Origin of the sequence: Geodermatophilus ruber, assembly GCF_900114385.1 — a bacterium.
In the GTDB taxonomy this organism is placed as follows: domain Bacteria; phylum Actinomycetota; class Actinomycetes; order Mycobacteriales; family Geodermatophilaceae; genus Geodermatophilus; species Geodermatophilus ruber.
The window spans coordinates 1-25,907 of sequence record NZ_FOSW01000014.1; the positions used below are offsets into that span (position 1 = coordinate 1).

At 73.7% G+C, this 25,907-nt stretch carries 22 protein-coding genes; 4 read left to right on the forward strand and 18 right to left on the reverse strand.

What is annotated here, in order from left to right:
• The 10 genes from BMZ50_RS18895 to BMZ50_RS18945 form a co-directional block, all read right to left on the reverse strand.
• Window positions 1-1,250 (reverse strand): methyl-accepting chemotaxis protein (locus BMZ50_RS18895; protein WP_245753737.1); only part of this gene is annotated, 1,250 nt, incomplete at its 3' end.
• Window positions 1,251-1,519: 269 nt separating this feature from the next.
• On the reverse strand, window positions 1,520-3,091 hold the full coding sequence (locus BMZ50_RS18905; protein ID WP_245753738.1) for a methyl-accepting chemotaxis protein: 1,572 nt from the start codon (window positions 3,089-3,091) through the stop codon (window positions 1,520-1,522).
• Between the two features lie 413 nt (window positions 3,092-3,504).
• Window positions 3,505-5,121: a methyl-accepting chemotaxis protein gene (locus BMZ50_RS18910; protein WP_091328126.1), complete on the reverse strand. Its 1,617-nt coding sequence runs from the start codon at window positions 5,119-5,121 to the stop codon at window positions 3,505-3,507.
• Between the two features lie 403 nt (window positions 5,122-5,524).
• Entirely contained in the window at window positions 5,525-6,268 is a 744-nt protein-coding gene (gene otsB, locus BMZ50_RS18915) for a trehalose-phosphatase (protein WP_091328127.1), read from the reverse strand.
• Entirely contained in the window at window positions 6,265-7,680 is a 1,416-nt protein-coding gene (locus tag BMZ50_RS18920) for an alpha,alpha-trehalose-phosphate synthase (UDP-forming) (RefSeq protein ID WP_091328128.1), read from the reverse strand. Before BMZ50_RS18920 ends, otsB begins: the two co-directional genes overlap by 4 nt.
• Window positions 7,681-7,840: 160 nt before the next feature.
• On the reverse strand, window positions 7,841-8,194 hold the full coding sequence (locus BMZ50_RS18925; protein ID WP_091328129.1) for a fluoride efflux transporter FluC: 354 nt from the start codon (window positions 8,192-8,194) through the stop codon (window positions 7,841-7,843).
• Window positions 8,191-8,577, reverse strand: coding sequence for a fluoride efflux transporter CrcB (gene crcB / locus BMZ50_RS18930; protein ID WP_091328131.1), 387 nt, complete (start codon window positions 8,575-8,577; stop codon window positions 8,191-8,193). Before crcB ends, BMZ50_RS18925 begins: the two co-directional genes overlap by 4 nt.
• Window positions 8,578-8,687: 110 nt before the next feature.
• Window positions 8,688-10,445: an N-acetylglutaminylglutamine synthetase gene (ngg, locus tag BMZ50_RS18935; protein ID WP_218146342.1), complete on the reverse strand. Its 1,758-nt coding sequence runs from the start codon at window positions 10,443-10,445 to the stop codon at window positions 8,688-8,690.
• Between the two features lie 10 nt (window positions 10,446-10,455).
• On the reverse strand, window positions 10,456-12,237 hold the full coding sequence (locus tag BMZ50_RS18940; RefSeq protein ID WP_091328136.1) for an N-acetylglutaminylglutamine amidotransferase: 1,782 nt from the start codon (window positions 12,235-12,237) through the stop codon (window positions 10,456-10,458).
• Window positions 12,238-12,403: 166 nt separating this feature from the next.
• Window positions 12,404-13,855, reverse strand: a complete 1,452-nt coding sequence (locus BMZ50_RS18945) for a S8 family serine peptidase (protein ID WP_091328138.1) — start codon at window positions 13,853-13,855, stop codon at window positions 12,404-12,406.
• A gap of 183 nt (window positions 13,856-14,038) precedes the next feature.
• Between BMZ50_RS18945 and BMZ50_RS18950 the strand changes: the two genes are divergently transcribed.
• Window positions 14,039-15,031, forward strand: a complete 993-nt coding sequence (locus BMZ50_RS18950) for an aldo/keto reductase (protein WP_091328140.1) — start codon at window positions 14,039-14,041, stop codon at window positions 15,029-15,031.
• Here the strand turns inward: BMZ50_RS18950 and BMZ50_RS18955 are convergent.
• Entirely contained in the window at window positions 15,001-15,852 is an 852-nt protein-coding gene (locus tag BMZ50_RS18955; protein WP_091328145.1) for a PaaX family transcriptional regulator, read from the reverse strand. The genes BMZ50_RS18950 and BMZ50_RS18955 overlap by 31 nt on opposite strands.
• Before the next feature lie 137 nt (window positions 15,853-15,989).
• On the opposite strand from BMZ50_RS18955, the gene BMZ50_RS18960 reads away from it, so the two are divergent.
• Together BMZ50_RS18960 and BMZ50_RS18965 are read left to right on the forward strand one after the other, a co-directional pair.
• The gene (locus tag BMZ50_RS18960; protein ID WP_091328148.1) at window positions 15,990-16,355 is read left to right on the forward strand and encodes a hypothetical protein; all 366 of its coding nucleotides are present in this window, start codon (window positions 15,990-15,992) and stop codon (window positions 16,353-16,355) included.
• Window positions 16,348-16,767, forward strand: a complete 420-nt coding sequence (locus tag BMZ50_RS18965; protein WP_091328153.1) for a hypothetical protein — start codon at window positions 16,348-16,350, stop codon at window positions 16,765-16,767. The genes BMZ50_RS18960 and BMZ50_RS18965 overlap by 8 nt, the downstream gene beginning before the upstream one ends.
• Window positions 16,768-16,777: 10 nt before the next feature.
• On the opposite strand, the gene BMZ50_RS18970 is transcribed toward BMZ50_RS18965, so the two are convergent.
• From BMZ50_RS18970 to BMZ50_RS18980, 3 genes are all read right to left on the reverse strand, one after another.
• Entirely contained in the window at window positions 16,778-17,434 is a 657-nt protein-coding gene (locus tag BMZ50_RS18970) for a hypothetical protein (protein ID WP_091328156.1), read from the reverse strand.
• Window positions 17,435-17,522: 88 nt separating this feature from the next.
• The gene (locus BMZ50_RS18975; RefSeq protein ID WP_218146343.1) at window positions 17,523-18,041 is read right to left on the reverse strand and encodes a flavin reductase family protein; all 519 of its coding nucleotides are present in this window, start codon (window positions 18,039-18,041) and stop codon (window positions 17,523-17,525) included.
• Window positions 18,042-18,063: 22 nt separating this feature from the next.
• The gene (locus BMZ50_RS18980) at window positions 18,064-18,999 is read right to left on the reverse strand and encodes a hydroxymethylglutaryl-CoA lyase (RefSeq protein WP_091328159.1); all 936 of its coding nucleotides are present in this window, start codon (window positions 18,997-18,999) and stop codon (window positions 18,064-18,066) included.
• A gap of 141 nt (window positions 19,000-19,140) precedes the next feature.
• Here BMZ50_RS18980 and BMZ50_RS18985 point away from each other — a divergent pair, with 141 nt between their 5' ends.
• A complete protein-coding gene (locus BMZ50_RS18985; protein WP_091328162.1) occupies window positions 19,141-20,025 on the forward strand; it encodes a sensor domain-containing diguanylate cyclase in 885 nt (294 codons plus the stop codon).
• A gap of 23 nt (window positions 20,026-20,048) precedes the next feature.
• Here the strand turns inward: BMZ50_RS18985 and BMZ50_RS18990 are convergent, their stop codons facing one another.
• From BMZ50_RS18990 to pgm, 4 genes are all read right to left on the reverse strand, one after another.
• A complete protein-coding gene (locus BMZ50_RS18990) occupies window positions 20,049-22,295 on the reverse strand; it encodes an MMPL family transporter (RefSeq protein ID WP_091328165.1) in 2,247 nt (748 codons plus the stop codon).
• 12 nt (window positions 22,296-22,307) lie between these two features.
• Window positions 22,308-22,928: a TetR/AcrR family transcriptional regulator gene (locus BMZ50_RS18995; protein WP_143087224.1), complete on the reverse strand. Its 621-nt coding sequence runs from the start codon at window positions 22,926-22,928 to the stop codon at window positions 22,308-22,310.
• 75 nt (window positions 22,929-23,003) lie between these two features.
• Complete coding sequence (locus BMZ50_RS19000) at window positions 23,004-24,098, reverse strand: M20 family metallopeptidase (RefSeq protein ID WP_177212889.1); 1,095 nt, start codon at window positions 24,096-24,098, stop codon at window positions 23,004-23,006.
• Between the two features lie 91 nt (window positions 24,099-24,189).
• Window positions 24,190-25,824, reverse strand: coding sequence for a phosphoglucomutase (alpha-D-glucose-1,6-bisphosphate-dependent) (pgm, locus tag BMZ50_RS19005; RefSeq protein WP_091328170.1), 1,635 nt, complete (start codon window positions 25,822-25,824; stop codon window positions 24,190-24,192).
• Window positions 25,825-25,907: the final 83 nt, after the last annotated feature.

The following is a 25,907-nucleotide window of genomic DNA, read 5'->3' on the forward strand; positions in this document are numbered from 1 at the left end:
GCCTCCCCGGCCCGCGCCGCCTCGATGGTGGCGTTGAGCGCCAGCAGGTTGGTCTGCTCCGCGATGCTGGTGATCACCTTCACCACGTTGCCGATCTCCGCGCTGGAGTCACCCAGCTTCGCCACCGTCGCCGTCGTGGTCTCCGCCGCACTCACCGCGCGGGCCGCGACCTCGCTGGCCTCCGCCGCGTTCGACGCGATCTCCCGGATCGAGGCACCCATCTGCTCCGCCCCGGCGGCCACCGTCTGCACGCTCCGCGACACCTCCTCCGCCGCACCCGACACCACGCCCGACTGCGCCGAGGTCTCCTCCGCCGACGCCGAGATCTGCGCCGACGAGGCCGACAGCTGCTCGGAGGAGGCGGCGACGGCGTCGGCCGACGCCACGATCTCCTCGACCGTCGACGCCATCACGGCCGCCGCGGTGTTGAGGGCGGTCGCCATCTCCCCGATCTCGTCCCGGCCGCGGACGGGCAGCCGCACGGTGAGGTCACGCCCAGCCAGCCGCTCGAGACCGGCCCGGATCTCGCGCACGCCACGGACGATCCCCCGGGCGACGACGAGGGCCACTCCACCGCCGACGACGAAGGCCAGGGCAGCCACGCCGAGGGAGATCAGAAGGGTCTCGGACTCCGCGTGCTCGACCTCCGCCTCGGTCTGCGCCACCCGCGCGTCCACGGACTCGACCAGGGAGGTCATCGCCTGGTCCAGGACATAGAAGACGTCCCACTTCTCGCCGGTGGAGACGGCGTCACCCTCGTCCAGCCGGTCCTGCGACCAGAGCGTGAAGATCTGGTCGTTGTAGTCGCTCATGACCGCCCAGTTCTCCTCGATCGTGTCGAGGCTCGCGCGCCCCTCCGCGTCGAGCTGGCTCCGGTCGAGGTCGAACAGCCGCTCGAAGGCCTCGGCGCCGCCGCGGTAGGTCGTGACGTTGTCGCCGTCCGGTGCAGCCGCCACCGCACCGCCGTCGACCCGCGCCCGCCAGGCGGTGATGTTCTGCCAGTTGGCCGCCCAGAGCAGGTCGTATCGCGCCGTCTCGACCGTCCGCTGGACCGCGGCGGCCTCGTCTGCCTCGGCATTCAGGTCGGCGACGCGGTTCATGCCGACGGCCCCGGTCGCGGTGGCCGCCACGATCCCGAACAGCAGGGCGCCGCTGAGGGCGAGGATCCGGGTGGCGATGCCCCGGTCGCGGTACCAGTGCCGCCCGGGAGACGACGGGGCCGTCGTCCCCGCCTGTGGTGCTGTGGACATTCTGCTGCTCTTCTCTCGTCTGCTCTCGGCCTTGCGGGTGGGCTCCGACCCGTTGGAACGCGTGATGCGCGTGGGGATCCTGAACGACGAGAACCCAATTTCTCAGCGCTGAGATAAACGTGTCGGGAATCGGCGCCGAGATTGGTCGGCGACCGTCCCGATTCTGTTGTCTTGTCGACAGGAGCGAGCCCGGAAAAGCAAGAAAGCGCACGGCCCGGTCCGGCCGTGCGCTTTCCTGCTCGTCTACCGCCCGCGGCGGCGTCGTGGTCTCAGTAGGTGAACCTCCCGACGGTGGAGCGCAGGTCGGCGGCCATGCGGGAGAGCTCGTCGACCGCGGTGCGGGTCTGGGTCAGCGCCTGGGTGGTCGAGTCCGCCGCGGTGGAGACGCCGGTGATGTTGTCGGCGATCTGACCCGAGCCGCTGGCCGCCTCCTGCACCGACCGCGACATCTCGTTGGTGGTCGCGGTCTGCTCCTCCACCGCGCTGGCGATGGTGGTCTGCCGATCGGAGATCTGCGCCACGATCGTGGAGATCTCCCCGATCGCCGAGACGGCGGCCCCGGTGTCGTGCTGGATGGCCTGCACCCGCCGGGCGATGTCCTCGGTCGCCTTCGCCGTCTCCTGCGCCAGCTCCTTGACCTCGTTGGCCACCACCGCGAAGCCCTTGCCCGCCTCCCCGGCCCGGGCCGCCTCGATGGTGGCGTTGAGCGCCAGCAGGTTGGTCTGCTCGGCGATCGAGGTGATCACCTTCACCACATTGCCGATCTCCGCCGAGGACTCCCCCAGCTTCGCCACCGTCGCCGTCGTCGTCTCCGCCGCGGTCACCGCCCGCGCCGCCACCTCGCTGGCCTCCGCCGCGTTACTGGCGATCTCCCGGATCGACGCGCCCATCTGCTCGGCACCCGCCGCCACCGTCTGCACGTTCCGCGACACCTCCTCGGCCGCACCGGCCACCACACCGGACTGCGCCGAGGTCTCCTCCGCCGACGCCGAGATCTGCGCCGACGAGGCGCTGAGCTCCTCCGAGCTGGCCGCCACCGCATCCGCCGAGGCCACCACGCCGGCGAGCACATCGCGCAGGCTGGCCTGGGCGGTGTCGAGCGCGGCAGCCATGCGGCCGATCTCGTCGCTCCGGTCGACTCCGCTCTTACGAGTCAGGTCGCCTTCGGCCATCGCCGTGGCCACGGAGGTCACGGCGTCGAGGGGCCGGACGATCCGACGGACCACGGCGATCGTGGCGCCGAGGAGGACGAGCGCACCCAGGGCGACGACGATGATCATGTTCCGGGTCGCGGCGGCCTGCTGGTCCTCGGCAGCCTGGTCGGCCGCCTCGATCCGCTTCTCGACCGACTCCCGCAGCGCGGTCGTCGCGTCGATGATCTCGTAGTAGACGGGGTAGCTGTCGCTCAGGATGAGGGCGTCGGCGGCCTCCGTGTTGTCCTGGGCGTACAGCGCGGCGACCTGCGAGTCCACGGCGAAGAAGTCGTCCCAGCTCGCACTGAGTGCCTCGAAGGAGGCCAGCTCGCTGCTGGTCAGCGTCTCGGTCGGCATCGTCTCGAGCTCGGCGCGGAGTTCGTCACCGAGGCGGAGGAAGCCCTTGCGGTTGTGGTTCTCCGGGTCCACGGCCTCCGGCGCCCCGATCCGGCGGGTGTCCCACGCGTAGGCGCTCTGCCACCCGACGATGTCGGCGTTGTAGTACTCGATCGTCTGCGCACGCGAGAACACGTCGTTCAGCGCGGCAACCTCCTGGCGGGTCTCGCCGTCCGAACTGAAGCCGCCGAGGGCGAGGCCGCCGACGCCGAGCGCGGCGACCATGCCGACCGCGCCGACGGCCGAGATCATTCCTCGGACTCCGAGGCTGCGCCGCCGCGCAGCGGGCGGGTGTGACTGCGTCATGACTACTGTTTCCTCGTTCCGTGGAAATGGATCGAACACGTAGCGGTCGGACCGGTGAACGGCCCGCAGCCGGCGAGCTGCCCACCCACACCGGCGCAGGTCCTCACACGGACCGACCTCGGAGGCCTCAGCAGTCACAAGCGTTGCCGGGAAGAAATTAGAGCGATCCCGTATCGCATGTCGATCATTCGCAGGTGTCGTGTTGGAATCGGTACCAGAAACAATGGTGACCGACTTTCCCCTGTCGACTTGACGTCTTTCGCGACAATGGCTGAGATTGTCCCGCACAAAGCGCCGGGCCGGGTGGCGACCGATGTCGTCGGTCGCCACCCGGCCCGGGTGGATCGGGATTCAGCCGATCAGTAGGTGAACCTGCCGACGGTGGAGCGCAGGTCCGCGGCCATCCGGGAGAGCTCGTCGACCGCGGTGCGGGTCTGCGTGAGCGCCTGCGTGGTGGACTCGGCGGCGGCGGAGACGCCGGTGATGTTGCCGGCGATCTGCCCCGTGCCGCCGGCCGCCTCCTGGACCGAACGGGCCATCTCGTTGGTGGTGGCCTCCTGCTCCTCCACCGCCGAGGCGATGGTGGTCTGCCGGTCGGAGATCTGCGCCACGATCGTGGAGATCTCCCCGATCGCGGCCACCGCCGCGCCGGTGTCTTTCTGGATCGCCTCGACCCGGCGGGCGATGTCCTCGGTCGCCTTCGCCGTCTCCTGCGCCAGCTCCTTCACCTCGTTGGCCACCACCGCGAAGCCCTTACCGGCCTCGCCGGCACGGGCCGCCTCGATGGTGGCGTTGAGCGCCAGCAGATTCGTCTGCTCGGCGATCGAGGTGATCACCTTCACCACGTTGCCGATCTCCGCCGAGGACTCCCCCAGCTTCGCCACCGTCACCGTGGTGCTCGCCGCCGCCTCAACCGCCCGGGTGGCCACCTCGCTGGCCTCCGCCGCGTTACTGGCGATCTCCCGGATCGACGCGCCCATCTGCTCCGCCCCCGCGGCGACCGTCTGCACGTTCCTGCTGACCTCCTCCGCCGCCGAGGAGACCACCCCGGACTGGGCCGAGGTCTCCTCCGCCGAGGCGGCGATCTGCGCCGACGACGCGCTCAGCTCCTCCGACGAGGCCGCCACCGCATCCGCCGACGACACCACCGACGACAGCACCTCCCGCAGGCTCTCCTGCGCGGTCGCCAGCGCGGCGGCCATGCGGCCCAGCTCGTCCGCCGAGCGCGACTCCGGCACCACGGTCAGGTCACCGGTCGCGAGGGCCTCCACCGACCGCTGCACCGAGCCCACCGTGCGGGTGATCTGGCGCACGACCAGGAGCGCGATCACGGTGGCGGCGGCGACGCCGACACCGAGCGACAGCCACAGCAGCAGGGTCGCGCCGGCGGCCATCGACGCCCCGGCCTGGGCCTGAGCGCTGCCGTCCCGGGACAGGTTGGTCTGGAGCTCGTCGAAGCCGTCCATCACGACGTCGGTGGCGTCCTGGACGGGGCCGCTGACCAACGCCGCGGCCGCCGCACGGTCGCCGGCGTCCACCGCCGGGACCAGCTGCTGGTCCACGACGGCGTAGTACTGCACCAGGAGCTCGCGGAAGGCGGCGAAGGTCTCGGGGTCCTCGGTCTTGCCGGCGTACTCGTCCAGCTTCGCCTCGATGTCAGTGCGGCGCTCGGCCAGTTCCTGCGTGAGCTGCGCCCGCGTGGCCTCGTCGACGACCGCGTAGCTGATGTACCGGGCCCGGTCGCCCTGATAGGCGCGCTGGAGGTTGGCCAGCTCCTCCATGGTGACGACGTGGTGCTGGTACAGGTCCTCCTGATCGGCGCTCAGTTCTCCGATGCGTTGCACGGCCAGGACGGTCAGCCCGACCGCGACGGCTGCGAGCAGCGCCAGCGCGGCGCCGATCTTGACGCCGATCGGCCGGTCGGCGAACCAGCCGCCGGTGCGGCCGGGCCGGCCGGGGGGAGTGGGAACTGTCATGGCGGTGCTCCTGGGAACCGGGGAGTGGCGAGGGGCTGAACCTGTTCGTTCCCACGACGGGTGGCGATCCGAGTGAGGCGTGGTGCTCGTGGGGTGTCGCACATGGTCGAGATTCCGAATGCCGCCGTCCCGCATTCTTCGCGCGTGTCGTGGCGCATTTTCCGAGAAAGTCCGATGCCCGTTCTTCAGCCGTCCCCTTGTCGACATCTCCGCGCCGTTGCGACGGTTCCGCCGGCCGTTCGTGCCGGGGAGCGGGAGAGGGGAATGCCGTTCCGGCTCGCTGCCCGAATGGCGGACGCTCGGCTTCCGGGAAACGGCTGGCCGATGATTCTCAGAAGGGGGGAGAAGCGAGGTGGTGACCGCCGACGGGCCGTCCGGTCACCCCGGCGGCGTGTCGCCGGTGTCAGGCGAGCGCGCCGGCCAGCGTGTCGAGGACGGCGACCACCGCGGCGGGGTCCGTGACCCGGTACCGGGCGGCGGTCTCGCCCTCGCCGACCTTGACCGTGACGTCGCCCGGCGGGAGCGCGCGGAAGGCGTCCTCATCGGTGAGGTCGTCACCGAGGTACAGGGCGGCGGCGACCCCGAGCTCGTCGCGCAGCCGGCGCAGGGCGCTGCCCTTGTCGGCGTCGGTGACGGCGAGCTCCAGCACCTCCTTGCCCGGCTTCATCGTCAGTGACGGATCCGCCTGCCCGCACACCTGCTCGAGCAGCGCCGCCGCCGCGGGGCGGTCGGCGACCTGCCGCACGTGCACCGCCACGCTCGCCGGCTTGACCTCCAGCCGGGCGCCCGGCACCGTCGCGACCAGAGGGGCCAGCCGCTGCGCCAGCGCGTCCCGGCGAGCGGCGAGCGCACCGGTCAGCGGCCCGTCGAACTCCGCCCCGTGGCTGCCCACCCACCGGTAGGGGCCGGTGAACCCGCTCACCGCCTGCAGGTCGGCCACCCCCCGCCCGCTCACCAGCGCGACGACGACCCCCTCGCGAGCCGCCAGCCGGGCCAGCACCTCGGCGATCCCGGGGGAGGGGAGTGCGGCGGACGGGTCGCCGACGAGGGGGGAGAGGACGCCGTCGTAGTCGCTGGCCACCAGCAGCGGCCGGCGCGTGGCGAGCGCGGCGAGCGCGGCCGTCAGATCGGCCGGTACCGCCCTCACGCCTGCGCGCGGAGAGCGTCGAAGAACGACGTCGCCCAGTGCTCGAGATCGTTCTTGAACAGGTGCCGGCGCATCGCCCGCATCCGCTTGGCGAGCTCGTCCGGCTCGCTGCGCAGGGCGCGCACCAGCTGGTTCTTGACGCCGGCGATGTCGTGCGGGTTGACCAGGAACGCCTGCCGGAGCTCGGCGGCGGCCCCGGCGAACTCCGACAGCACCAGGGCACCGCCGAAGTCCCCCCGTGCGGCGACGTACTCCTTGGCCACCAGGTTCATGCCGTCCCGGTACGGCGTCACGAGCATGACGTCGGCGGCCCGGTACAGGGCGGCGAGCTCCTCGCGGGGCACCGACTGGTTCATGTAGTGCACCGCCGGGCCGCCCAGCGCGCCGAAGATGCCATTGATGTGCCCGACCTGCTGCTCGATGGTCTCCCGCATGTGCACGTAGTGCTCCACACGCTCCCGGCTGGGGGTGGCGACCTGCACCATCACGGTGCTTGGAGCCTCGACCATGCCGTCCTCGAGCAGCTCCTGGAACGCCGAGAGCCGGACGGCGATGCCCTTGGTGTAGTCCAGCCGGTCGACGCCGAGAATGATCCTGTCCGGCTTGCCCAGTTCGGCGCGGATCTCCGCCGCCCGCGCCACGACCTCGGGGGAACCGGCCAGCTCGTCGAAGGCGGCGGCGTCGATGGAGATGGGGAACGCGCGGGCGGTGACCGTCCGGCCGTCGTACTCGATGGTGCTTCCCCGGGCGGGCAGCTCGTGCAGCCGACGGGCGAGCTGGACGAAGTTGGCCGCCGCACTGGGCCGCTGGAAGCCGACCAGGTCGGCGCCGAGCAGCCCTTCCACGATCGCCGAGCGCCACGGCAGCTGGGTGAACAGCTCGTACGGCGGGAAGGGGATGTGCAGGAAGAACCCGATGGTCAGATCGGGGCGCCGCTGCCGGAGCATGGCCGGCACCAGCTGCAGCTGGTAGTCGTGCACCCACACGATCGCGCCGTCCGCGGCCACCTCGGCCGCCCGGTCGGCGAAACGCTTGTTGACCTGGACGTAGGTGTCCCACCACGTCCGGTGGTACTCGGGCTTCTCGACGACGTCGTGGTACAGCGGCCACAAGGAGGCGTTGGACATGCCCTCGTAGTAGCGGTCGACCTCCTCCTCGGAGAGCGGCACCGGGACCAGGGACATGCCGTTGGACTCGAACGGCTCCGGGGCCTCACCGGCCGAGCCGTCCCAGCCCACCCAGGCGCCCCCGCGGCCGGCCACGAACGGCTCCAGGGCGGTCACCAGGCCACCGGGGCTGCGCTGCCAGCGGCTCGAGCCGTCCGGATCGGTCACCCGGTCGACCGGCAGCCGGTTTGCCACCACGACGACGGGGCTGTCCGCCCGCTCACTGCCTGCCGATGTCGAAGCCATACCGCCCCTGACCCTACTGAGCCCACCCTCTCGGCGCTCGGTACGCGCGCCCGATCAGCGTCGTTCTCCCCGGAACGCCGTCACATCCGGCACTGCGCGGCTGACGCCCAGCGTGGCCACCGCGATCATGCTGAACCGGCCACCTGTCGACTGTCGCGGGTCAGAGCCCCGCCACCACGTAGCCGAGCGCCGCAGCACCGATGCTCAGCACCAGGGTCGCGGCGAGGTAGCCCAGGAGGCGGGTGAGCGCGCGCCGCTCGAGCAGCCGCACCACGTCGGCGCCGAAGGCCGAGAAGGTCGTCAGCGTGCCGCAGAAGCCGGTGCCCACCAGCGCCAGCACCTGGGCGGGCACGGCCGACAGCCCCATCAGGACGCCGAGCAGTGCGCTGCCGGCGACGTTGACCATCAGGGTGCCCAGGGCCGGGTCGCCACCCCACCGGACGGCGAGCCGGGTGGCCAGCAGCCGCAGCGGCCCACCGGCCAGCGCGCCGGCGGCGACCAGCAGGGCAGTCACGCCCGCCGCCGGGCGGACATCGCCCGCACCAGCATGGTCCCCGCGACCACCGCCAGCACCCCGCCGACGGCGGAGACCAGCACGTAACCGGCGGCGAGGAGCACGGCGCCCGCGGCGGTCAGGTCGACGACCTCCACGGCGAAGGTCGAGTAGGTCGTGTACCCGCCGAGGACCCCGACCCCCAGCAGGGGCCGCACCCAGGCCGGCTCGGGGGAGCGGGCCGCGAGGACGGCGGTGAGCGCGCCCAGCAGCAGGCAGCCGGTGAGGTTCACCAGCAGGGTGGCCCACGGCCAGCCGGCGGGGGAGTGGGGGAGGGCCGCCGCGATCCCCCAGCGGGCCAGCGCGCCGGCCGCTCCTCCCAGCGCCACGAGCAGGTAGGCCACGGTCCGCCTCCTCGCTCAGCCCGACGATCATGAAGTTCCGGAAGCGACACTCCGGCCAGGGTCGGCGCGTCCTCTCCGCAACTTCATGATCGTCGCGGGTGGGCCGGGAGTCAGCGACGGCGGGTCTCCGGGAAGAGCAGGTCGACGAAGCGCGCGACGGTCGGCTGCGGCTCGTGATTGGCCAGCCCGGGCCGCTCGTTGGCCTCGATGAACACGTGCTCGGGGCCCTCCACGTCGGGCACCAGGAAGTCCAGCCCGGTCACCGGGATGCCGATCGCCCGGCTGGCCCGCACGGCCGCCGCGGCGATCGACGGGTGCAACCGGTCGGTGACGTCCTCGATGGTCCCGCCGGTGTGCAGGTTCGCCGTCCGCCGGACCCGGATCCGCTCGCCCGTGGGCGGGACGTCGTCCATCGCCCAGCCGGACGCGGCGACCACCTCGACGGTCGTGTCGTCCAGCGGGATGCGCGACTCCCCACCGGTGGCCCGCTCCCGGCGCCGGCTGGTGGCCTCGACCAGCTCGGTGATCGGGCTGCGACCGTCACCGACCACCTCGGCCGGGCGGCGCACCGCGGCGGCGACCACCTCGTGGTCGATGACCACCACGCGCAGGTCGTCCCCCTCGACCAGCTCCTCGACCAGCACCTCGGGACAGAACTGCAGGGCGAGCGCCACCGCGCGCTCCAGCGCCTCGGGGGAGGACACGCCGACGGTGATGCCCCGCCCCTGCTCGCCGCGGGCCGGCTTCACCACCACCTCGCCGCACTCCTCGAGCAGCGCGCTCGCCCCGGCCAGGTCGCCCTCGGCCGCCACGGCCCCGCGGGGCACGCGGACCCCGGCGCTCTCCATGATCCGGCGGGTGACCCGCTTGTCGTCGCAGCGGCTCATCGCCACCGCGGAGGTGAACTCCGACAGCGACTCGCGGGTGAGCACCGTGCGCCCGCCCAGCGACAGCCGCATCTCGCCCCACGCGGCGTCGGTGACCTCCACCCGGATGCCCCGCTCCAGCGCCTCCTCGGCGATGATCCGCGCGTAGGGGTTGAGCTCCTCCAGCCCCTCCGGGCGCGCGGCGAACAGCGGCGTGTTGATCGGGTTCTTCCGCTTCACGCACACCGCGGGCGTGCGCTGGAACCCCAGCTTGCGGTACAGCGCGATCGCCCCGGTGTTGTCGTGCATCACCGAGAGGTCGAGGTAGGCCCGGCCACGGCCGACATACCGCTCGGCGAGCACCCGGACCAGCGCCTCGCCGGCGCCGGGCGGGGCGTCCTGCGCGTCCACCGCCAGGCACCACAGGCTGGTGCCGCCCTCCGGGTCGCCGAAGGCGAGCACGTGGTCGATCCCGGTCACCGTGCCGACGATCTGCCCGGTGCGCCGGTCCTCGGCGACGAGGTAGGTGAAGGTGCGGGTGCGGTGGTTGTCCCACATGGTGGCCGGGTCGCCGGTGACCATTCCGTTGCGGGCGTAGATGTCGTTGATCTGCGCCATCTCCTCCAGCGAGGTCACCGTGCGCACGAACACGCCCCGGATGAGCTCGGCCCGCGGCCGGTAGCGGTGGAGGTCCAGCCGATAGGTGTAGCTGGGGTCGATGAACAGTTCGTCGGGGGCGAGGCCGACCAGCACGTGCGGGTCACGCGGGTAGATGCAGATGTCGCGGCGGCCGCTCTCCTCCGCGCGCAGCGCGTCGACGACGCCCCCCAGGTCGGCGAAGGTCTGCCCGAAGACCAGCCGTCCCCAGCCGAGGTCGAGGACGACCTCGGACTCCATGCCCTGCCGCTGGTGCGCCGACGGCTCCTGCCAGGAGCGGCTGGTGAACGACGGGGTCTCGGAGACCGCCGCGCGTCGGCGGTGCCCGGCGAGTCGGGGGCCCATGGACATCCCCTCAGACCCCGTGCGCCTGCAGCCAGAGCTCGAGCAGGCCGAGCTGCCAGAGCTTGTTGCCGCGCAGTGGCGTGAGCTCGGCGTTGGGGTGCTCCAGCAGGGCGTTGACGTACTCGGGCCGGAACAGCCCGCGGGCGCGGGCGGCCTCGCCGGTCAGCGCGTCGCGGACCAGGTCGAGCACCTTGCCCTGCAGGTGGGTGATCGCCGGCACGGGGAAGTACCCCTTGGGCCGGTCGATGACCTCCGGCGGGATGATCCGCCGGCCGATCGCCTTGAGCACGCCCTTGCCGCCGTCGGCCAGCTTGAGCTCCGGTGGGCAGGCCGCGGCCAGCTCGACCAGGTCGTGGTCGAGGAAGGGCACCCGCGCCTCCAGACCCCAGGCCATGGACATGTTGTCCACCCGCTTGACCGGGTCGTCGACCAGCATGACCTCGCTGTCCAGGCGCAGGGCGGCGTCCACCGCGGTCTCCGCGCCCGGGGCGGACATGTGCTGCCGGACGAACGCCAGGCTGGGGTCGCCGGGGACCGCGTAGCGGTCGGCGACCAGGCGGGCCATGTCCGCGGCGTCCCGGTCGAAGAAGGCGGCGGCGTAGCGCTCGACCGCCTCCTCCCGGCCGACGTCGGCCAGCGGTGGGTACCAGTGGTAGCCGGCGAAGACCTCGTCGGCGCCCTGACCGGACTGCACCACCCGGATCGACTGGCTGACCCGCTCGGACAGCAGATCGAAGGCGACGACGTCGTGGCTGACCATCGGCTCGGCCATCGCGCCGATCGCGTGCCCGAGGGCGGCGGCGAGCTCGTCGGAGGCCACCCGGATCCGGTGGTGGTCGGTGGCGAATCGCTCGGCGATGACGTCGGAGTAGGCGAACTCGTCGCCCTCGCGGCCGCCCACGGCCTCGAAGCCGATCGAGTAGGTGGACAGGCCCGTCTGCCCCTCCTCGGCCAGCAGGCCCACGATCAGGCTGGAGTCCAGGCCGCCGGAGAGCAGCACGCCCACCGGGACGTCGGCGACCAGCCGCCGGCGGACGGCGACCCGCAGCGCCTCCTCGATCGCGTCCTCCCAGTCGCGGGACGACCAGTTCGCGCGTTCGGGGCTGCGCTCGTAGCGGGCTTCCCAGTAACGGTGCTCGCGGCTGGTGCCGTCGGCCTCGACGATCCGCACGGTGGCCGGCGGCAGCTTGCGGACGCCGTTGAGGATGGTCCGCGGCGCCGGGACGACGGCGTGCCAGGTGAGGTAGTGGTGCAGGGCCACCGGATCGATCGAGGTGTCGACGTCCCCGGCCTTCAGCAGCGCCGGCAGCGAGGAGGCGAACCGCAGCCGGCCGGGGGTCTCGGCCAGGTAGAGCGGCTTGATGCCCAGCCGGTCGCGGGCCAGCACCACCCGGCCGGTGTCCCGCTCGTGGATGACGAACGCGAACATGCCGTGCAGGTGCGAGACGAGGTCGGGACCCCAGTGGTGGTAGCCCTTGAGGATCACCTCGGTGTCGCTGGTGGAGAAGAAGTGGTAGCCGTGGCCCTCGAGCTCGGCCCGCAGCTCCTTGTAGTCGTAGATGCAGCCGTTGAAGACGGCGGTCAGGCCGAGGTCGTTGTCCACCATCGGCTGGGCGCCGTGGGGGGAGAGGTCGATCACCGACAGCCGGCGGTGCCCGAAGGCCACCCGGCCGTTGCTCCAGGCCCCCTGCCCGTCCGGGCCGCGGGGGACGAGGCACTCGACCATCCGCGCCACGGCGGTGGTGTCGGCCAGGGCGCCGTCGAACCGGATCTCGCCACAGAGACCACACATGCACACTGATCTAACCTGCGGTCCCGGGGCTTGGCGACGCGGCGAGGAGAACGTCACACCCCGCAGCACGGCCCGGTTCCACGTGGAACCGGGGCCCGACCTGGGGCCTTTGTGGCCACGACGGCACGCCCGTGGGCGGCCGAAGTGGCCACAAAGGCCCTCCTGGTCAGCGCAGGGCGGCCACCGCCGCGACCACGTCGACCAGCCCGGCCCCCTTGTCGAAGGATGTCGTCCGCCCGCCGACCACCCGGTACGGGGCGCCGTCGGCGTACCGGTGGGCGGTACCGGTCAGCGCCGCCTCGATCTCCGCGGGCGTCGCGGTCGGGTCGGCCTGGACGAGCTGGGCGACGATCCCCGCGACGTGCGGCGCGGCCATCGACGTCCCGCTGATCGTGTTGAAGGTGCCGACGTCGAACATCCCCGGGCCGTTGCGCGGGTCCAGGCCGGTGGCGCAGATCGGCAGGTACGGGCGGCAGGCCGAGGTGATGTCCTGCCCGGGGGCGGAGAGGTCCGGCCAGGTGGACGGGTCGGCGGCCGCGCCGCGCGAGGAGAACTCGCTCACCGTGCCGTCGCGGGTCCCGGTGTCCCCGTCGGAGTAGGAGGCGACGGAGAGGATGCCCCCCGTCGGGTCCTGCCCCGGAGGGTTGGTCAGCGACACCGAGCCGTCACCGCCGTCGTTGCCGGCGGCCCACACCGTCACCACGCCCTCGGCGGCCAGCGCGCGCTGCAGCTTGACGGTGGCCGACTCCGGGTCGAACTCCCCGCCGCCCGAGGGGCCGTAGGAGTTGTTGGTGACCCGGATCGGCGGGCAGACGTCGGCCGGCACGCCCGCACCGCAGGGCGCCTCGTGGTTCTCCAGCACCCAGTTCAGCGCGGCGTCGGCGCCGACGATGAGCAGCACCGCGCCGGTGGAGATCGAGACGACGCTGGCGCCGGGGGCAGCACCCTGCAGCGTCGCGCCGTCGAGAAGGGTCGTCGGGCGCCCGGCGACGATGCCGCTGACGTGCGTGCCGTGGCCGCCGACCGACAGCGTGTCGGTGTCCAGGGACTGCGGGACGGGGACCACGCAGCCGGTGCCGGTGTCGGGCTCGATCAGGCAGACGCTCTTGAGGTTGGCCACCACGGCGTCACCGAGGTAGGGGTGGGCCGGGTCGACACCGGAGTCGATGACCGCCACGGAGACCCCGCGGCCGTCCAGCGGCTGCCCGTCGGCGCCGGTCAGCGTGGCCGCCGCCTCGGCGCCCCGGGTCGCGGTGTTCGAGGTCTGCTGGAAGAACTCGATGGGCCGGTTGCCCTCGAGGTAGGTGATCCCCGGCTCGGCCCGGGCGGCCGCCACCTGGGCCGCGGTGCCGGAGGCCACGGCGACCCCGATCCGCTCGAACTCGGTGACCGGCGCCATCCCGGTCGCCGCCACCGCGGCCCGGGCGGCGGCGATGTCGGCGCCGTGGACCAGCACCGTCGTCGGCGCCGCGGCGGACAGGCCGGCCAGCTGCTCGGCGAGGAAGTCCTGGACCGGGGCGAGCGGCGGGGCGGCGGAGGCGGGCGGCGCGAGGAGGGTGCCGGCGACCAGCGCCGCCAAGCTCCCTCCGGTCAGCAGCGCGCGGGCGGATCGGTTCATGGGCACTCCAGGGTCAGGGGGCGGGTGCGGGCGCCCTGCCTGAACGAGCGGCTGTGGCCCGGGTCACGCCCAGGGGACACCGATCCGCCGTCCGGCCAGCTCGTGCACCTCGACCTCGACGTCGAAGACCTTCCGGGTGCCCGCGCCGGTTCGGACGACGACGCGAGGGGCAGGGGGAGACCCATGCAGACGCGCACACTCGGACAGCTGACCGTCTCGGCCCAGGGGCTGGGCTGCATGGGGATGAGCGAGTTCTACGGCACCGGCGATCAGACCGAGGCCGAACGCACCATTCAGCGGGCGCTGGATCTGGGCGTCACCTTCCTCGACACCGCGGACATGTACGGACCCTTCACCAACGAGCGGCTCGTGGGCCGCGCGATCGCCGGCCGGCGCGACGAGGTCGTCCTGGCGACCAAGTTCGGCAACGAGCGCGGCGAGGACGGCTCCTTCCTCGGCGTCAACGGCCGGCCCGAGTACGTCCGGCGGGCCTGCGACGCCTCGCTGCGGCGGCTCGGCGTGGACGCCATCGACCTCTACTACCAGCACCGGGTGGACACCACCGTTCCGGTGGAGGAGACCTGGGGGGCGCTGCGGGAGCTGGTCGAGGCCGGCAAGGTGCGGCACGTCGGGATCTCCGAGGCCGCGCCGGAGACCATCCGCCGCGCGCACGCGGTGCAGCCGGTGACGGCGGTGCAGACCGAGTACTCGCTGTGGACCCGCGACCCCGAGGACGACGGCGTGCTGGCCACCTGCGCCCAGCTCGGGATCGGCTTCGTCGCCTACTCACCGATCGGCCGCGGGTTCCTCTCCGGGCAGATCCGCAGCGTCGAGGACCTCGCGCCCGACGACTTCCGCCGGCACAACCCGCGGTTCCAGGGCGAGAACTTCGCGAAGAACCTGGAGCTGGTCGACCGGGTGCGGGAGATCGCCGACGAGAAGGGCGTGAGCGCCACCCAGCTGGCGCTGGCCTGGGTGATGGCGCAGAGCGACCGCGGGGGCAACCCGAGCATCGTGCCGATTCCCGGCACCAAGCGGGTGGCCTACCTGGAGGAGAACGTGGCGGCCGCCGACGTCCGGCTCTCCGACGACGACCTGCGCCGGCTGGACGAGGCCGCGCCGGTGGGGGCGACGGCCGGGGACCGCTACCCGGACATGTCCACCGTGCACCGCTGATCCGCGCCGACGGCGATCCGCTCCGAGCCGGCCAGCACCGCGGCGACGTGCCCGCGGGCCGGCTCGGCCAGCCGCGCGCAGAACTCCGCCCACGCCAGGCGCATCTCCGCCCCCGGCCAGCCCGGCGGGCGGAGCGCCTCCGGGAGCAGCGGGTCGCGCAGGACGGTGCGACGCACCTCGGCGAGGGCGCGCAGGTGGGTCACCAGCGCCGCCGGGCCGGCCAGCGGCGGCCCGACGAGCACGGCCCGGAGCCGGTCGATCTGCCGGCGGTAGGCCCCAGCGACGCCCTGCAGGTCCCAGCATCGGGCAGCGAGCTCCCGGTCCGAGCCGCCGGTCTCGGCGGCGACCTGCGCGGTGAGCAGGTGCAGCCGGCTGACCGGCTCACCGGCCAGCTCGGTCCGCACGTCGTCGAGCGCCCGGCGGTGCGGGGACACCCAGGTGGCCGGGGCCAGCGGTCCGAAGCCGTGCCGGGTGAGCGTCCGGCGCACCCGCTCCCGGGCCGAGCGGTCGGTCTCGGGGACGGTGTAGATGACCACCCGCCAGCGCCCGTCCCAGGGGCCGAGGCACTCGTCGAGCCGGGCCGAGCGCCCGCGGACGCTGCCGCGGAGGACCTCGGTGGGCGTGTAGAGGGTCTCCCGGCCGCGGCGGGAGGCGGCCAGCCAGCCCTCCCGCCGCAGGGCGGCCGTCGTCATGCGCGCGGTCGGCTCGGCGACGCCGAACCCCCTGAGCAGCTCCACCAGCGCCTGCAGCCGCACCGGCTCGGTGGTGACGGCGTCGATGTGCTCGGCGAAGAGGTCGGTCACGAGGTCCCGGACGGTCATGGCGATCCTTTCGGCGCAGCCGTGCTCTGGGCGCCCACGGGAATGATCATCCTTGACGACGGGTCGGTGTCCAGGGCGTTCCCCCGCCGCGGGAAGATGGCAGCCGTGCCTGGAGCCGCCGTCACAGGGTCTGCCCGGTGACTCCCGTGCTCGTGGTGGCCGTGACCGTCGTCGCCGCACTGCTGGCCCTGGCCGGGCTCGCCTCCACGCTCGCCCGGCGGCGGATCGGCCTGCTGCACCTGTGGGCCGCGGCGGTGCTGGAGGCGCTGCTGGTCATCCAGGCGGTGCTGGCCGTCGCCGCCCTGGTCGGCGGTGAGCGGCCGCCGGACATCCCGACGTTCCTCGGCTACCTCGGTGGCATCCTGCTCCTCCCGGTCGCCGGGGTGCTCTGGGCGCGGTCGGAGCCGACCCGGTGGGCCGGCACGGTGCTGGCGGTGGCCGCGGGTGCGGTCGGCGTGATGATCTGGCGGCTGCTGCAGCTGTGGGAGGCAACGGGTGGCTGAGCCGACCGACGAGCGGGGGAGCACCGGGACGACAGCCGGCGGGCCCGGCCGGGTCCTGGTCGCCGTGTACGGGATCTTCACCCTCGCCGCCGGCGCGCGGGCCGCCGTCCAGCTGGCCACCCGTTTCTCCGAGGCGCCGGTCGCCTACCTGCTGTCCGCGTTCGCCGCGGTCGTCTACGGCGTCGCCACGGTGGCGCTGGCCCGCGGCCGGTGGCGGCTGGCCCTGGCCGCCTGCTCGGTCGAGCTGGCCGGGGTGCTCGCCGTCGGCACCCTGTCGCTGCTGGACCGGGCCGCGTTCCCCGACGAGACGGTCTGGTCGGTGTACGGCCAGGGCTACCTGTTCATCCCGCTGGTGCTGCCGGTGATCGGGCTGCTGTGGCTGCGGCGGTCACGCCCGGGCGCCCGGGCGTGACCGCCGCGGCTCAGAACTCCCCGCCGCCGAAGTCGCCCCCGAAGTCCCCGCCGAAGTCGCCCCCGGGGTCACCCTGGTCGGAGCCGTCGGAGTACCCCTCGGCGTAGGCCTCCTCCTCGCCGCCGCCGAAGAGCCCGGAGTCGCCCATCCCGGTGTCGAAGAGCGCATCGGCCACCGCCGTTCCCACGACCAGGCCGCCGACCGTGCCCAGCAGGCTGGCGCCCATCATGCTGCCGAAGCTGGGGCCGGTGCGGACTCCGCCGGGGCCGTAGCCGCCGGGTCCGGAGCCGCCGAAGGCGCGCTCGAGCGTGCCCGGCTGGCGCATCTCCGCGCGGGTGGCGGCCCGGGCCAGGCTGCGCGGGTCGTCGGAGGGCGGTCGCTCGCCGGTGGTGACCAGCTGGTCGAGCACCTGTCGGCGCTGCTCGGGGGTGAGCTGGGCGAACGCCTCGGCGTGCGCCTCCTCGATCTTGTCCGGGGGTGCCGTGCGCAGCAGGTAGCGGTAGCGCTCGATGGCCTGCTGGTCGGCCCCCTGTTGACCGGTCGGCGCGCCCGGTGGGGGTGGCTGGTAGCCGCCGTACCCCTGCTGGCCGTAGCCCTGGTTGTAGCCCTGCGCCGCGCCGTGTCCGGAGTCGGATCGGCGGCCGAAGAGCCGGTCGAGCAGTCCCATGGTGATCGTCTCCCTCCGCGAGGTGTACGCCGTGCCTGCTCGGGGAGTTCCCGCCCCGCGGCGCCCCACACCCGCGGCCGGGCCGGACTCAGCCGCGCGGGCCCTCCAGGAGGCCGTAGGCGCCGCGGTGGAACAGCAGCGGGCGGCGGTCGGGGTCGGCGCCGAGGTCGAGCACGCGGGCGGCCACCAGGGTGTGGTCCCCGCCGTCGTACTCGGCCCACAGCTCGCAGTCGATCCAGGCCACCACGTCGTCGAGCACGGGGGCACCGTGCCGGCTGGGCCGCCAGTGCACGCCGGCGAACTTGTCCGACCCGGAGCGGGCGAACGCCGCCGACACCCCGGTCTGCTCCTCGGCCAGCACGTTGACGCAGAACCGGCCGATGTTCCGCAGCCGCGGCCAGGTGCTGGAGGTGCGCGCGGGGGCGAAGACGACCAGGGGCGGGTCGAGGGACAGCGAGCTGAACGACTGGCAGGTGAAGCCGATCGGCCCCTCGGCGGTGTGCGCGGTCACCACGGTCACGCCGGAGGCGAAGTGCCCGAGCACCTCGCGCATGACCTGCGGGGAGATGGCCTCGACCGGACCGTCGGCTTCGGGGACGGCGCTCATGCTCTCAGCCAACCACGCGCGCTCAGCCGATCGGGGCAGAGCGGGGCTCCGAGCGACCGCCCGCCCGGTGCAGCGAGCTGGGCAGCGCGTGCCCGACGGCCCGCTCGGTGACCCGGGCGGCGGTGAGGACCGCGTCGAGGTCCAGGCCGGTGCGGACCCCCGACTCCTCCAGCATGTAGACCAGCTCCTCCGTGGCGATGTTGCCGCTGGCCCCCGGCGCGAACGGGCAGCCGCCGAGACCGCCGACGGAGGAGTCCAGCTGGGTCACCCCCGCCTGGATCGCCGCGAGCGCGTTGGCCTGCCCGGTGCCCCGGGTGTCGTGGAGGTGGACGCCGACCGGCACGCCGGGGCAGGCCCGGCGGACGGCGTCGAGCAGCTGGACCACCCGCAGCGGCGTCGTCGTCCCGATGGTGTCGCCCAGGCACAGCTGGTCGGCGCCCGCGGTGACCGCCGCCCGCGCGACGTCCACGGTGCGGGGGATCGGGGTGCGGCCGTCGAAGGGGCAGTCCCAGGCGGTGGCGATGATGACCTCGAGCGTGCCGCCGGCCCCGTGGGCGAGCGCGGCGATGTCGGCGACCGCGCCGACCGCCTCGGCGGTGGAGCGCCCCGCATTGGCCCGGCTGTGCCCCTCGGAGGCGGAGACGACGTACTCCAGGTTGGCCACGCCGGCGTCGACCGCCCGCGTCGCCCCGCGGGGGTTGGCCACCAGGGCCGACCAGTGCACACCGCCCCACCGGGAGAGCTCGCCGGCGACCTGGTCGGCGTCGGCCAGCGCGGGCACTGCCTTCGGCGAGACGAACGAGGTCGCCTCGATCCGGCGGACGCCGGTGGCGACCAGCGCCTCGAGCATCGCCAGCTTGGCCGCCAGGGGCACCGGCGCCTCCAGCTGGAGGCCGTCGCGCATGCCGACCTCGCGGATGTCGACGACGGCGGGCAGCACCAGATCGAACTCGTTCACGACCCCTCCTCGCGGGCGATCGGCGCTCATCCTGCCCCGTCCGGAGGTTCCACGTGGAACCGGTCGGGGCACCCACCGGCGCGAGAACGTGCTGGACCAGGACGCTTTTCGCGCAGAATGTCCCGGACACGGAGGTGGGACGTGACGAATACCGCGAGCACGCTTCCCCCGGCGGACCGCCGGAGCGCGTTCGACAACGCGCCGATGGGCATCGTCCTCGCCACGCCGTCCGGTCTCCTCGTGGACGCGAACCCAGCCTTCGCCGCCATGCTCGGGCGGGCCGCCGACGAGCTGCGCGGCTGCTCGGTGCTGGACATGATCCACCCCGAGGACGCCCCCACCGCGCGCGAGTCCTACACCCAGCAGATGAGCCGCGGCCGGCCCAGCCGGCAGGAGCTGCGGCTGGTCCGCGGCGACGGCAGCACGCTCCCGGTGCAGGTCACCACGTCGTGGGTGGCCGGCACCCCGGAGGGGGACCCGCCGCACCTGGTCGTGATCCTGGAGGACATCACCGAGCGCAAGGAGCTCGAGGCCGCGCTCGTGCACCGCTCGCTGCACGATCCGCTGACCGGCCTGCCCAACCGGATCCTGTTCGGCGACCGGCTCAAGCACGCCCTCGAGCGGGGCCACCGGGAGCGCACGCCCACCTGCGTGATCGGCATCGACCTGGACGGGTTCAAGGAGATCAACGACCGGCACGGCCACCCGGTCGGCGACCAGGTGCTCGTCGCCTTCGCCGAGCGGCTCACCTCCGTGCTGCGCGCCAGCGACACCGCCGCCCGGGTCGGCGGGGACGAGTTCAGCATCGTCTGCGAGAACAGCGAGCGCGCCGACGCCGAGGCGCTGGCCGAGCGGCTCCGGCACACCGTCACCGACCCGCTGCAGATCGGCGCGGTGACCATCCCGCTCGGCATGAGCATCGGCATCGGCACCGTCACCGGGGGCATCGAGCCCGACCCGGCGCTCGACCAGCTCGTCCGGGAGGCCGATGACGCCATGTACGCCGACAAGGCGCGGCGGCGGTAGCTCACCGGGCCGGGACGGCCCGCTCACCGGGCCGGGACGGCCTCCGGCTCCCCGGCGCGGGCCGGCGCCGGCGGGGGGCCGAGCCGGGCGCCCTCGACGTCGAGGTCGGGCAGCAGCCGGTCCAGCCAGCGGGGCAGCCACCAGGCCGCGCGGCCGACCAGCGCCAGGACGGCGGGGACCAGGGTCATCCGGACCACGAACGCGTCGAGCAGGATGCCCACGGCCAGCCCGAAGGCGATCGCCTTCACGATGACGTCCTCGATCGTCACGAAGCTGGCGAAGACCGAGAACATGATCAGCGCGGCGGCGACGACCACCCGCGAGGCATGCCGCGCCCCGGCGAGCACCGCGGCCCGCGGCTCGGCGCCGTGCACGTACTCCTCGCGCATCCGGGAGACGAGGAAGACCTCGTAGTCCATGGCCAGCCCGAACAGCACCGCGATGAGGATGACGGGCATGAAGCTGATGACCGGCCCCGTCGTCGGGACGCCGAAGACGTCGGCCAGCCAACCCCACTGGAAGACCGCGACGACCGCGCCGAAGGAGGCGGCGACCGACAGCAGGAAGCCGGCGGCGGCCTTGACCGGCACCAGGATCGAGCGGAACACCAGCAGCAGCAGGAGCACCGCCAGGCCGACGACGACCAGCGCGAAGGGCAGCAGCGCGTCGTCGAGCCGGTCGGAGACGTCGATGGCGACGGCCGTCTGACCGGTGACGGCGAGGTCGGCACCGGTCTGCTCCTCCAGCTGCGGGGCGAGGTCGCGCAGCGAGGCGACCAGGTCGCTGGTCGCGGCCTCCTGCGGCCCGCTCTCGGGGACGACGGTGACCAGCGCGGCCGTGCCGTCGGGCAACACCCGCGGCGCGGCGTAGGCGACGTCGGGCAGGCCGCCCTCGAACTCCCCGGGCGTCGGGGTGGGCGTGCCGCCGACGGCGACGGCCACCTGACCCGCGGCCTGCTGGGCGGTGGCCGGGTCCAGCCCGTCGATGAGCACGACGAGCGGGCCGTTGAGGCCGGGGCCGAACGTCTCGCTGATCAGGTCGTAGGCCTGCCGCTGGGGGGTGTCCTCGGCGGCGGTGCTGTTGTCGGGCAGGGCCAGCTCGAGCTGCGCGGCCGGGACGGCGAGGATCCCGAGGCCTGCGACGGTGGCCAGGACGGTGAGCAGCGGCCGGCGGGTGGCCAGCGCCGTCCAGCGCTCACCCATCGAGCGGTACGAACCCCCGGTAGCGGCGACGGCTTCCTCCCGGCGGGCGGCGCGGGAACCGGGCTTCGGAGCGAGCCGGTGGCCGGCGAAGCCCATCAGCGCCGGCAGCAGGGTCAGCGCGACGAGGACGGCGACCACCACGGTGGCGGCCGCGGCCAGGCCCATCACGGTGAGGAAGGGGAGGCCGACGACGGAGAGCCCGGCGAGCGCGATGACGACGGTCAGGCCGGCGAAGACGACCGCCGTCCCGGCCGTGCCGGTGGCCCGCCCCGCCGACTCCTCGGGGTCCATGCCCGCTGCCAGCTGGGTGCGGTGCCGGGACAGGATGAACAGCGCGTAGTCGATGCCGACGGCCAGGCCGATCATCAGCGCCAGGGTGGGCGCGGTCGACGACAGCGAGATGAACCCCGAGAACGCGAGCAGGCCGCCGAGGCCCACCGCGATGCCCACGATCGCCGTCAGCAGGTTCATGCCGGCAGCCAGCAGCGACCCGAAGGTGAGCACCAGGACCAGGACGGCGACCGCGACGCCGACGAACTCGGTGACGCCGATGTGGACGCCGGTGGTGCCGAACGCGTCCCCGCCGACGGCGACCTGCAGGCCGGCGTCCTCGGCGGCCCGGGTGGTCTCCTCGAGCGCGTCGAGACTGCCCTCCTCGAGCCCCTCGCGCTGCACCGTGTACTGCACGGAGGCCAGCGCCGCCCGGCCGTCGGGGGTCAGCGCCTGGCTGGCGAACGGGTCGACGGCGACGGCGACCTGCGGCGCCTCGGACGCCGCGGCCACCACCTCGCCGATCGCGGCCGCGTACCGCGGATCGGCCAGCGTCTGGCCCTCGGGGGCGAGGAAGACGATCTGCGCCCCGGCTCCGGCGGCGGCCGGCTGCAGCTCGCGCAGCCGGTCCAGCGCGGCCTGGGACTCCGAGCCCGGGATGGTGAACCGGTCGTCGAACTCACCCCCGACGGTGACGAGCGCGGCGACGACGGCCGCGAGCACGAGGACCCACAACGCGGTGACGAGCCGGCGGGCGCGGTACGCGGCCCGGCCGAGCCGGGCGAGCAGGGAGGCCATGGGTTCTCCGGATCAGTCGGAAACGGCCGCGCGGAGCAGGAGCAGCAGCGCGGTGTGCTCGAGGTCGGGCCCGCCGGGCGGCCCGGCATCGGTGATCTGCTGGACGGCGACGCCGTCGTGCAGAGCCAGCAGGATCCGGGCCAGCTGCCCGGCGGGGACGGTCAGGGACAGGCCCACGCGAGCGCTCGCGTTCTCGATGAGCGCGGTCAGCTGGGCGTGCAGCGCGGCCGTGTGCTCGCGCAACGCGGCCGCGGCGGCGGGGTGGCGGGCGGCGTGGAGGGCGTACTCGGTCTGCACGAGCACCCAGGTGCGGTCGGCCCGGAAGGTGGTGAGGCAACGCTCGACGGCGGCGGCGACCGGGTCCTGCTCGGACTCGATCCCGGCCAGCTGCTCCTCGGTGCGGGCCAGGTTGCGCGCGGTCTCGCGCGTGAACAGGGCGGCGAACAGCTCGTCCTTGGTGCGGAAGCTGGAGTAGAAGGCGCCGCGGGTGAAGCCGCCCCGGCGGCAGATGTCCTCGACGCTGGCCGCGGCGAACCCCACCTCGGCGAAGGTCTCCAACGCGGCGTCGAGCAGCCGCTCCACCGTGGCCTCGCGCCGGCGCTTGGGGCGCTTCTCGGGATCGGCCGCCGTCACGATGCGGGACTGTATCGGATACGCCGGTGTATCGAACGGAGCCGGGCGGTTCTCGCCATACCCGGCGGTGCAGAGTCAGGTGCCCCAGCGGGTGAGGACGTCGGTGAAGGCCGCGGCCGCCTGCTCCAGCTCGGCGACCTCGACGTACTCGTCGACGGCGTGCATCACCGCCGGCGTTCCGGGGCCCCAGACCACGATCGGGGCGCCGTCCACCACCTGGCCGAGCACCGAGGCGTCGGTGAAGTAGGTCGCCGGCCCGGGCTGAACGACGGCGGGCAGTCCGGCTACCCACGGGTCGTCGGCCGGGGTGCCCACCGGTGGGAGGTCGACCCGGATCTCGACGTCGGCGATCTCCGGCTGCTCGCGCCACCAGCGCAGCAGCGCGCCACCGTCGGCGACGGTGCGCATGTCGATGACCGCCTCGGCCCGGTCGGGAACGACGTTGGCGACGGTGCCCCCGGTCACCACGCCCGGGTTCCACGTCTCGCGGCCGAGGAAGGGGTCGGTGCGGAACGGCAGCCCGCTGCCCGCGCGGGCGAGGACGGCGACCAGGTCCAGGACGGCGTTGTGCCCGCGCTCGGGGGTGCTGCCGTGCGCGGCCCGGCCGGCGGTGCGGACGGCCAGCCACAGCGCGCCCTTGTGGCCGAGGACGACCCGGTTGCCGGTGGCCTCGGGGACGATGACCGCACCGATGCGCTGCTCGGCGACAGCGGCGGCAGCCGCGGCGGCGCCCTTCGAGCCGATCTCCTCGTCGCTGGTGAGCAGCAGCGCGACCGGGGTCTGCGGGTCGGCCCCCGCGAGGGCGGCGGCTGCGGCGACCAGGCCGGCCTTCATGTCGCTGCCGCCGCGGCCCCACACCCGTCCCTGCTCGAGGTCGGCACCGAAGGGGTCGCGCTGCCAGGCGCCGGGCTCGGCCGCCGGAACCGTGTCGACGTGGCAGGCCAGCAGCAGCTGCGGGCGGGCCGGGTCGGTCGGCGTCCGCAGCAGTGTCCAGGGGTGGTCGCGGTCGCGGCCCTCCGTCACCTGCAGGTGCGGAGCGCGCTGCCGCAGCACCTCGGTGACGGCGCCGAGGGCGTCGCGCTGCGCGCCGGCGTCCCCGGAGACGGTGTCCCGGCCGACGAGCTCCCGCACCAGCGCGACCAGGTCCAGTGCGGGGTTCGCCGTCGTCATGCGCCGATCCTCACCCCGGACCTCCGGTGCCGAAAGTCCAGGACGAGGCCGCCGGCATTCGCGACGACCGTCCCGTCGCCTCTGGCAACGGTCAGCCGCCGAGGGCGGCCGTGACGACGGAGCGGGCCTCCTCCTGCACCTGCGTCAGGTGGTCGGGGCCCTTGAAGGACTCCGCGTACACCTTGTAGACGTCCTCGGTGCCCGACGGGCGGGCGGCGAACCAGGCGTTCTCGGTGACCACCTTGAGCCCGCCGATCGGCGCGTCATTGCCGGGCGCGCGGGTGAGCTTGGCGAGGATCGGCTCGCCGGCCAGCTCGGTGGCCGTCACGTCCTCGGGCGAGAGCTTGGCCAGCGCCGCCTTCTGCTCGCGGGTGGCCGGGGCGTCGATGCGCGCGTAGGACGACGCGCCGTGCCGCTCGGTCAGCTCGGCGTGCAGCAGCGAGGGGGACCGGCCCGTCACGGCCTGGATCTCGGAGGCGAGCAGGGCCAGCAGGATGCCGTCCTTGTCCGTCGTCCAGACGCTGCCGTCGCGGCGGAGGAACGAGGCGCCGGCCGACTCCTCGCCGCCGAAGCCGACCGACCCGTCCAGCAGGCCGGGCACGAACCACTTGAACCCGACCGGCACCTCGACCAGCCGCCGGCCGAGGTCGGCGACCACCCGGTCGATGAGGGACGACGACACCAGCGTCTTGCCCACCACGGTGTCCGGGCCCCACTGCGGCCGGTGGGAGAACAGGTAGGCGATGGCGGCGGCGAGGAAGTGGTTGGGGTTCATCAATCCGGCGTCGGGGGTGACGATGCCGTGCCGGTCGGCGTCGGCGTCGTTGCCGGTGGCGATCTGGAACTCCGACCGCCGGCCGATGAGCGAGGCCATGGCCGAGGGCGAGGAGCAGTCCATCCGGATCCTGCCGTCCCAGTCCAGCGTCATGAACCGCCAGGTGGGGTCTACCAGGGGGTTGACCACGGTGAGGTCGAGACGGTGCCGCTCGGCGATCGCCTCCCAGTAGTCGACGCTGGCGCCCCCCAGGGGGTCCGCGCCGATGCGCACCCCGGCGTCGCGGATCGCGTCGAGGTCCAGCACCGACGGCAGGTCGTCGACGTACTCGCCGAGGAAGTCGTGCGGCCGGGCCGCGGCGCGGGCCCGGGTGAACGGGATGCGGCGGACCCCCCTCAGCCCGTCCCGCAGCAGTTCGTTGGCGCGGGCGGCGATCGCGCCGGTGGCGTCGGTGTCGGCCGGGCCGCCGGAGGGCGGGTTGTACTTGAAGCCACCGTCGCGCGGCGGGTTGTGCGACGGGGTGACGACGATGCCGTCGGCGAGGCCGCTGGTGCGCCCCCGATTGGCGCGCAGGATCGCGTGGCTGACCGCCGGCGTGGGGGTGTACCGGTCGGCGGCGTCGACCAGCACGGTCACGTCGTTGGCGGCGAGCACCTCCAGCGCCGAGGCCCAGGCCGGCTCCGACAGCGCGTGGGTGTCCCGGCCGAGCAGCAGCGGCCCGTCGTAGCCCTGCGCCGCGCGGTACTCGCAGATCGCCTGGGTGGTGGCCAGGATGTGCGCCTCGTTGAACGCCGCGTCGAACGCCGACCCGCGGTGCCCGGAGGTGCCGAAGGTCACCTGCTGGGCGGGGTCGGCCGGATCGGGCTCGCGGGTGTAGTACGCGGTGACCAGCGAGGCGACGTCGACCAGGTCGCTGGGGGCGGCGGGCTGTCCGGCGCGGGGGTCGGTCATGGCGCTGATCCTGGCCCGGCAGCCGCTCCCGCCGCGACCCGGTCCACAACGATCCGGTCCCGAATACGCCCGGGCGGGCAGCG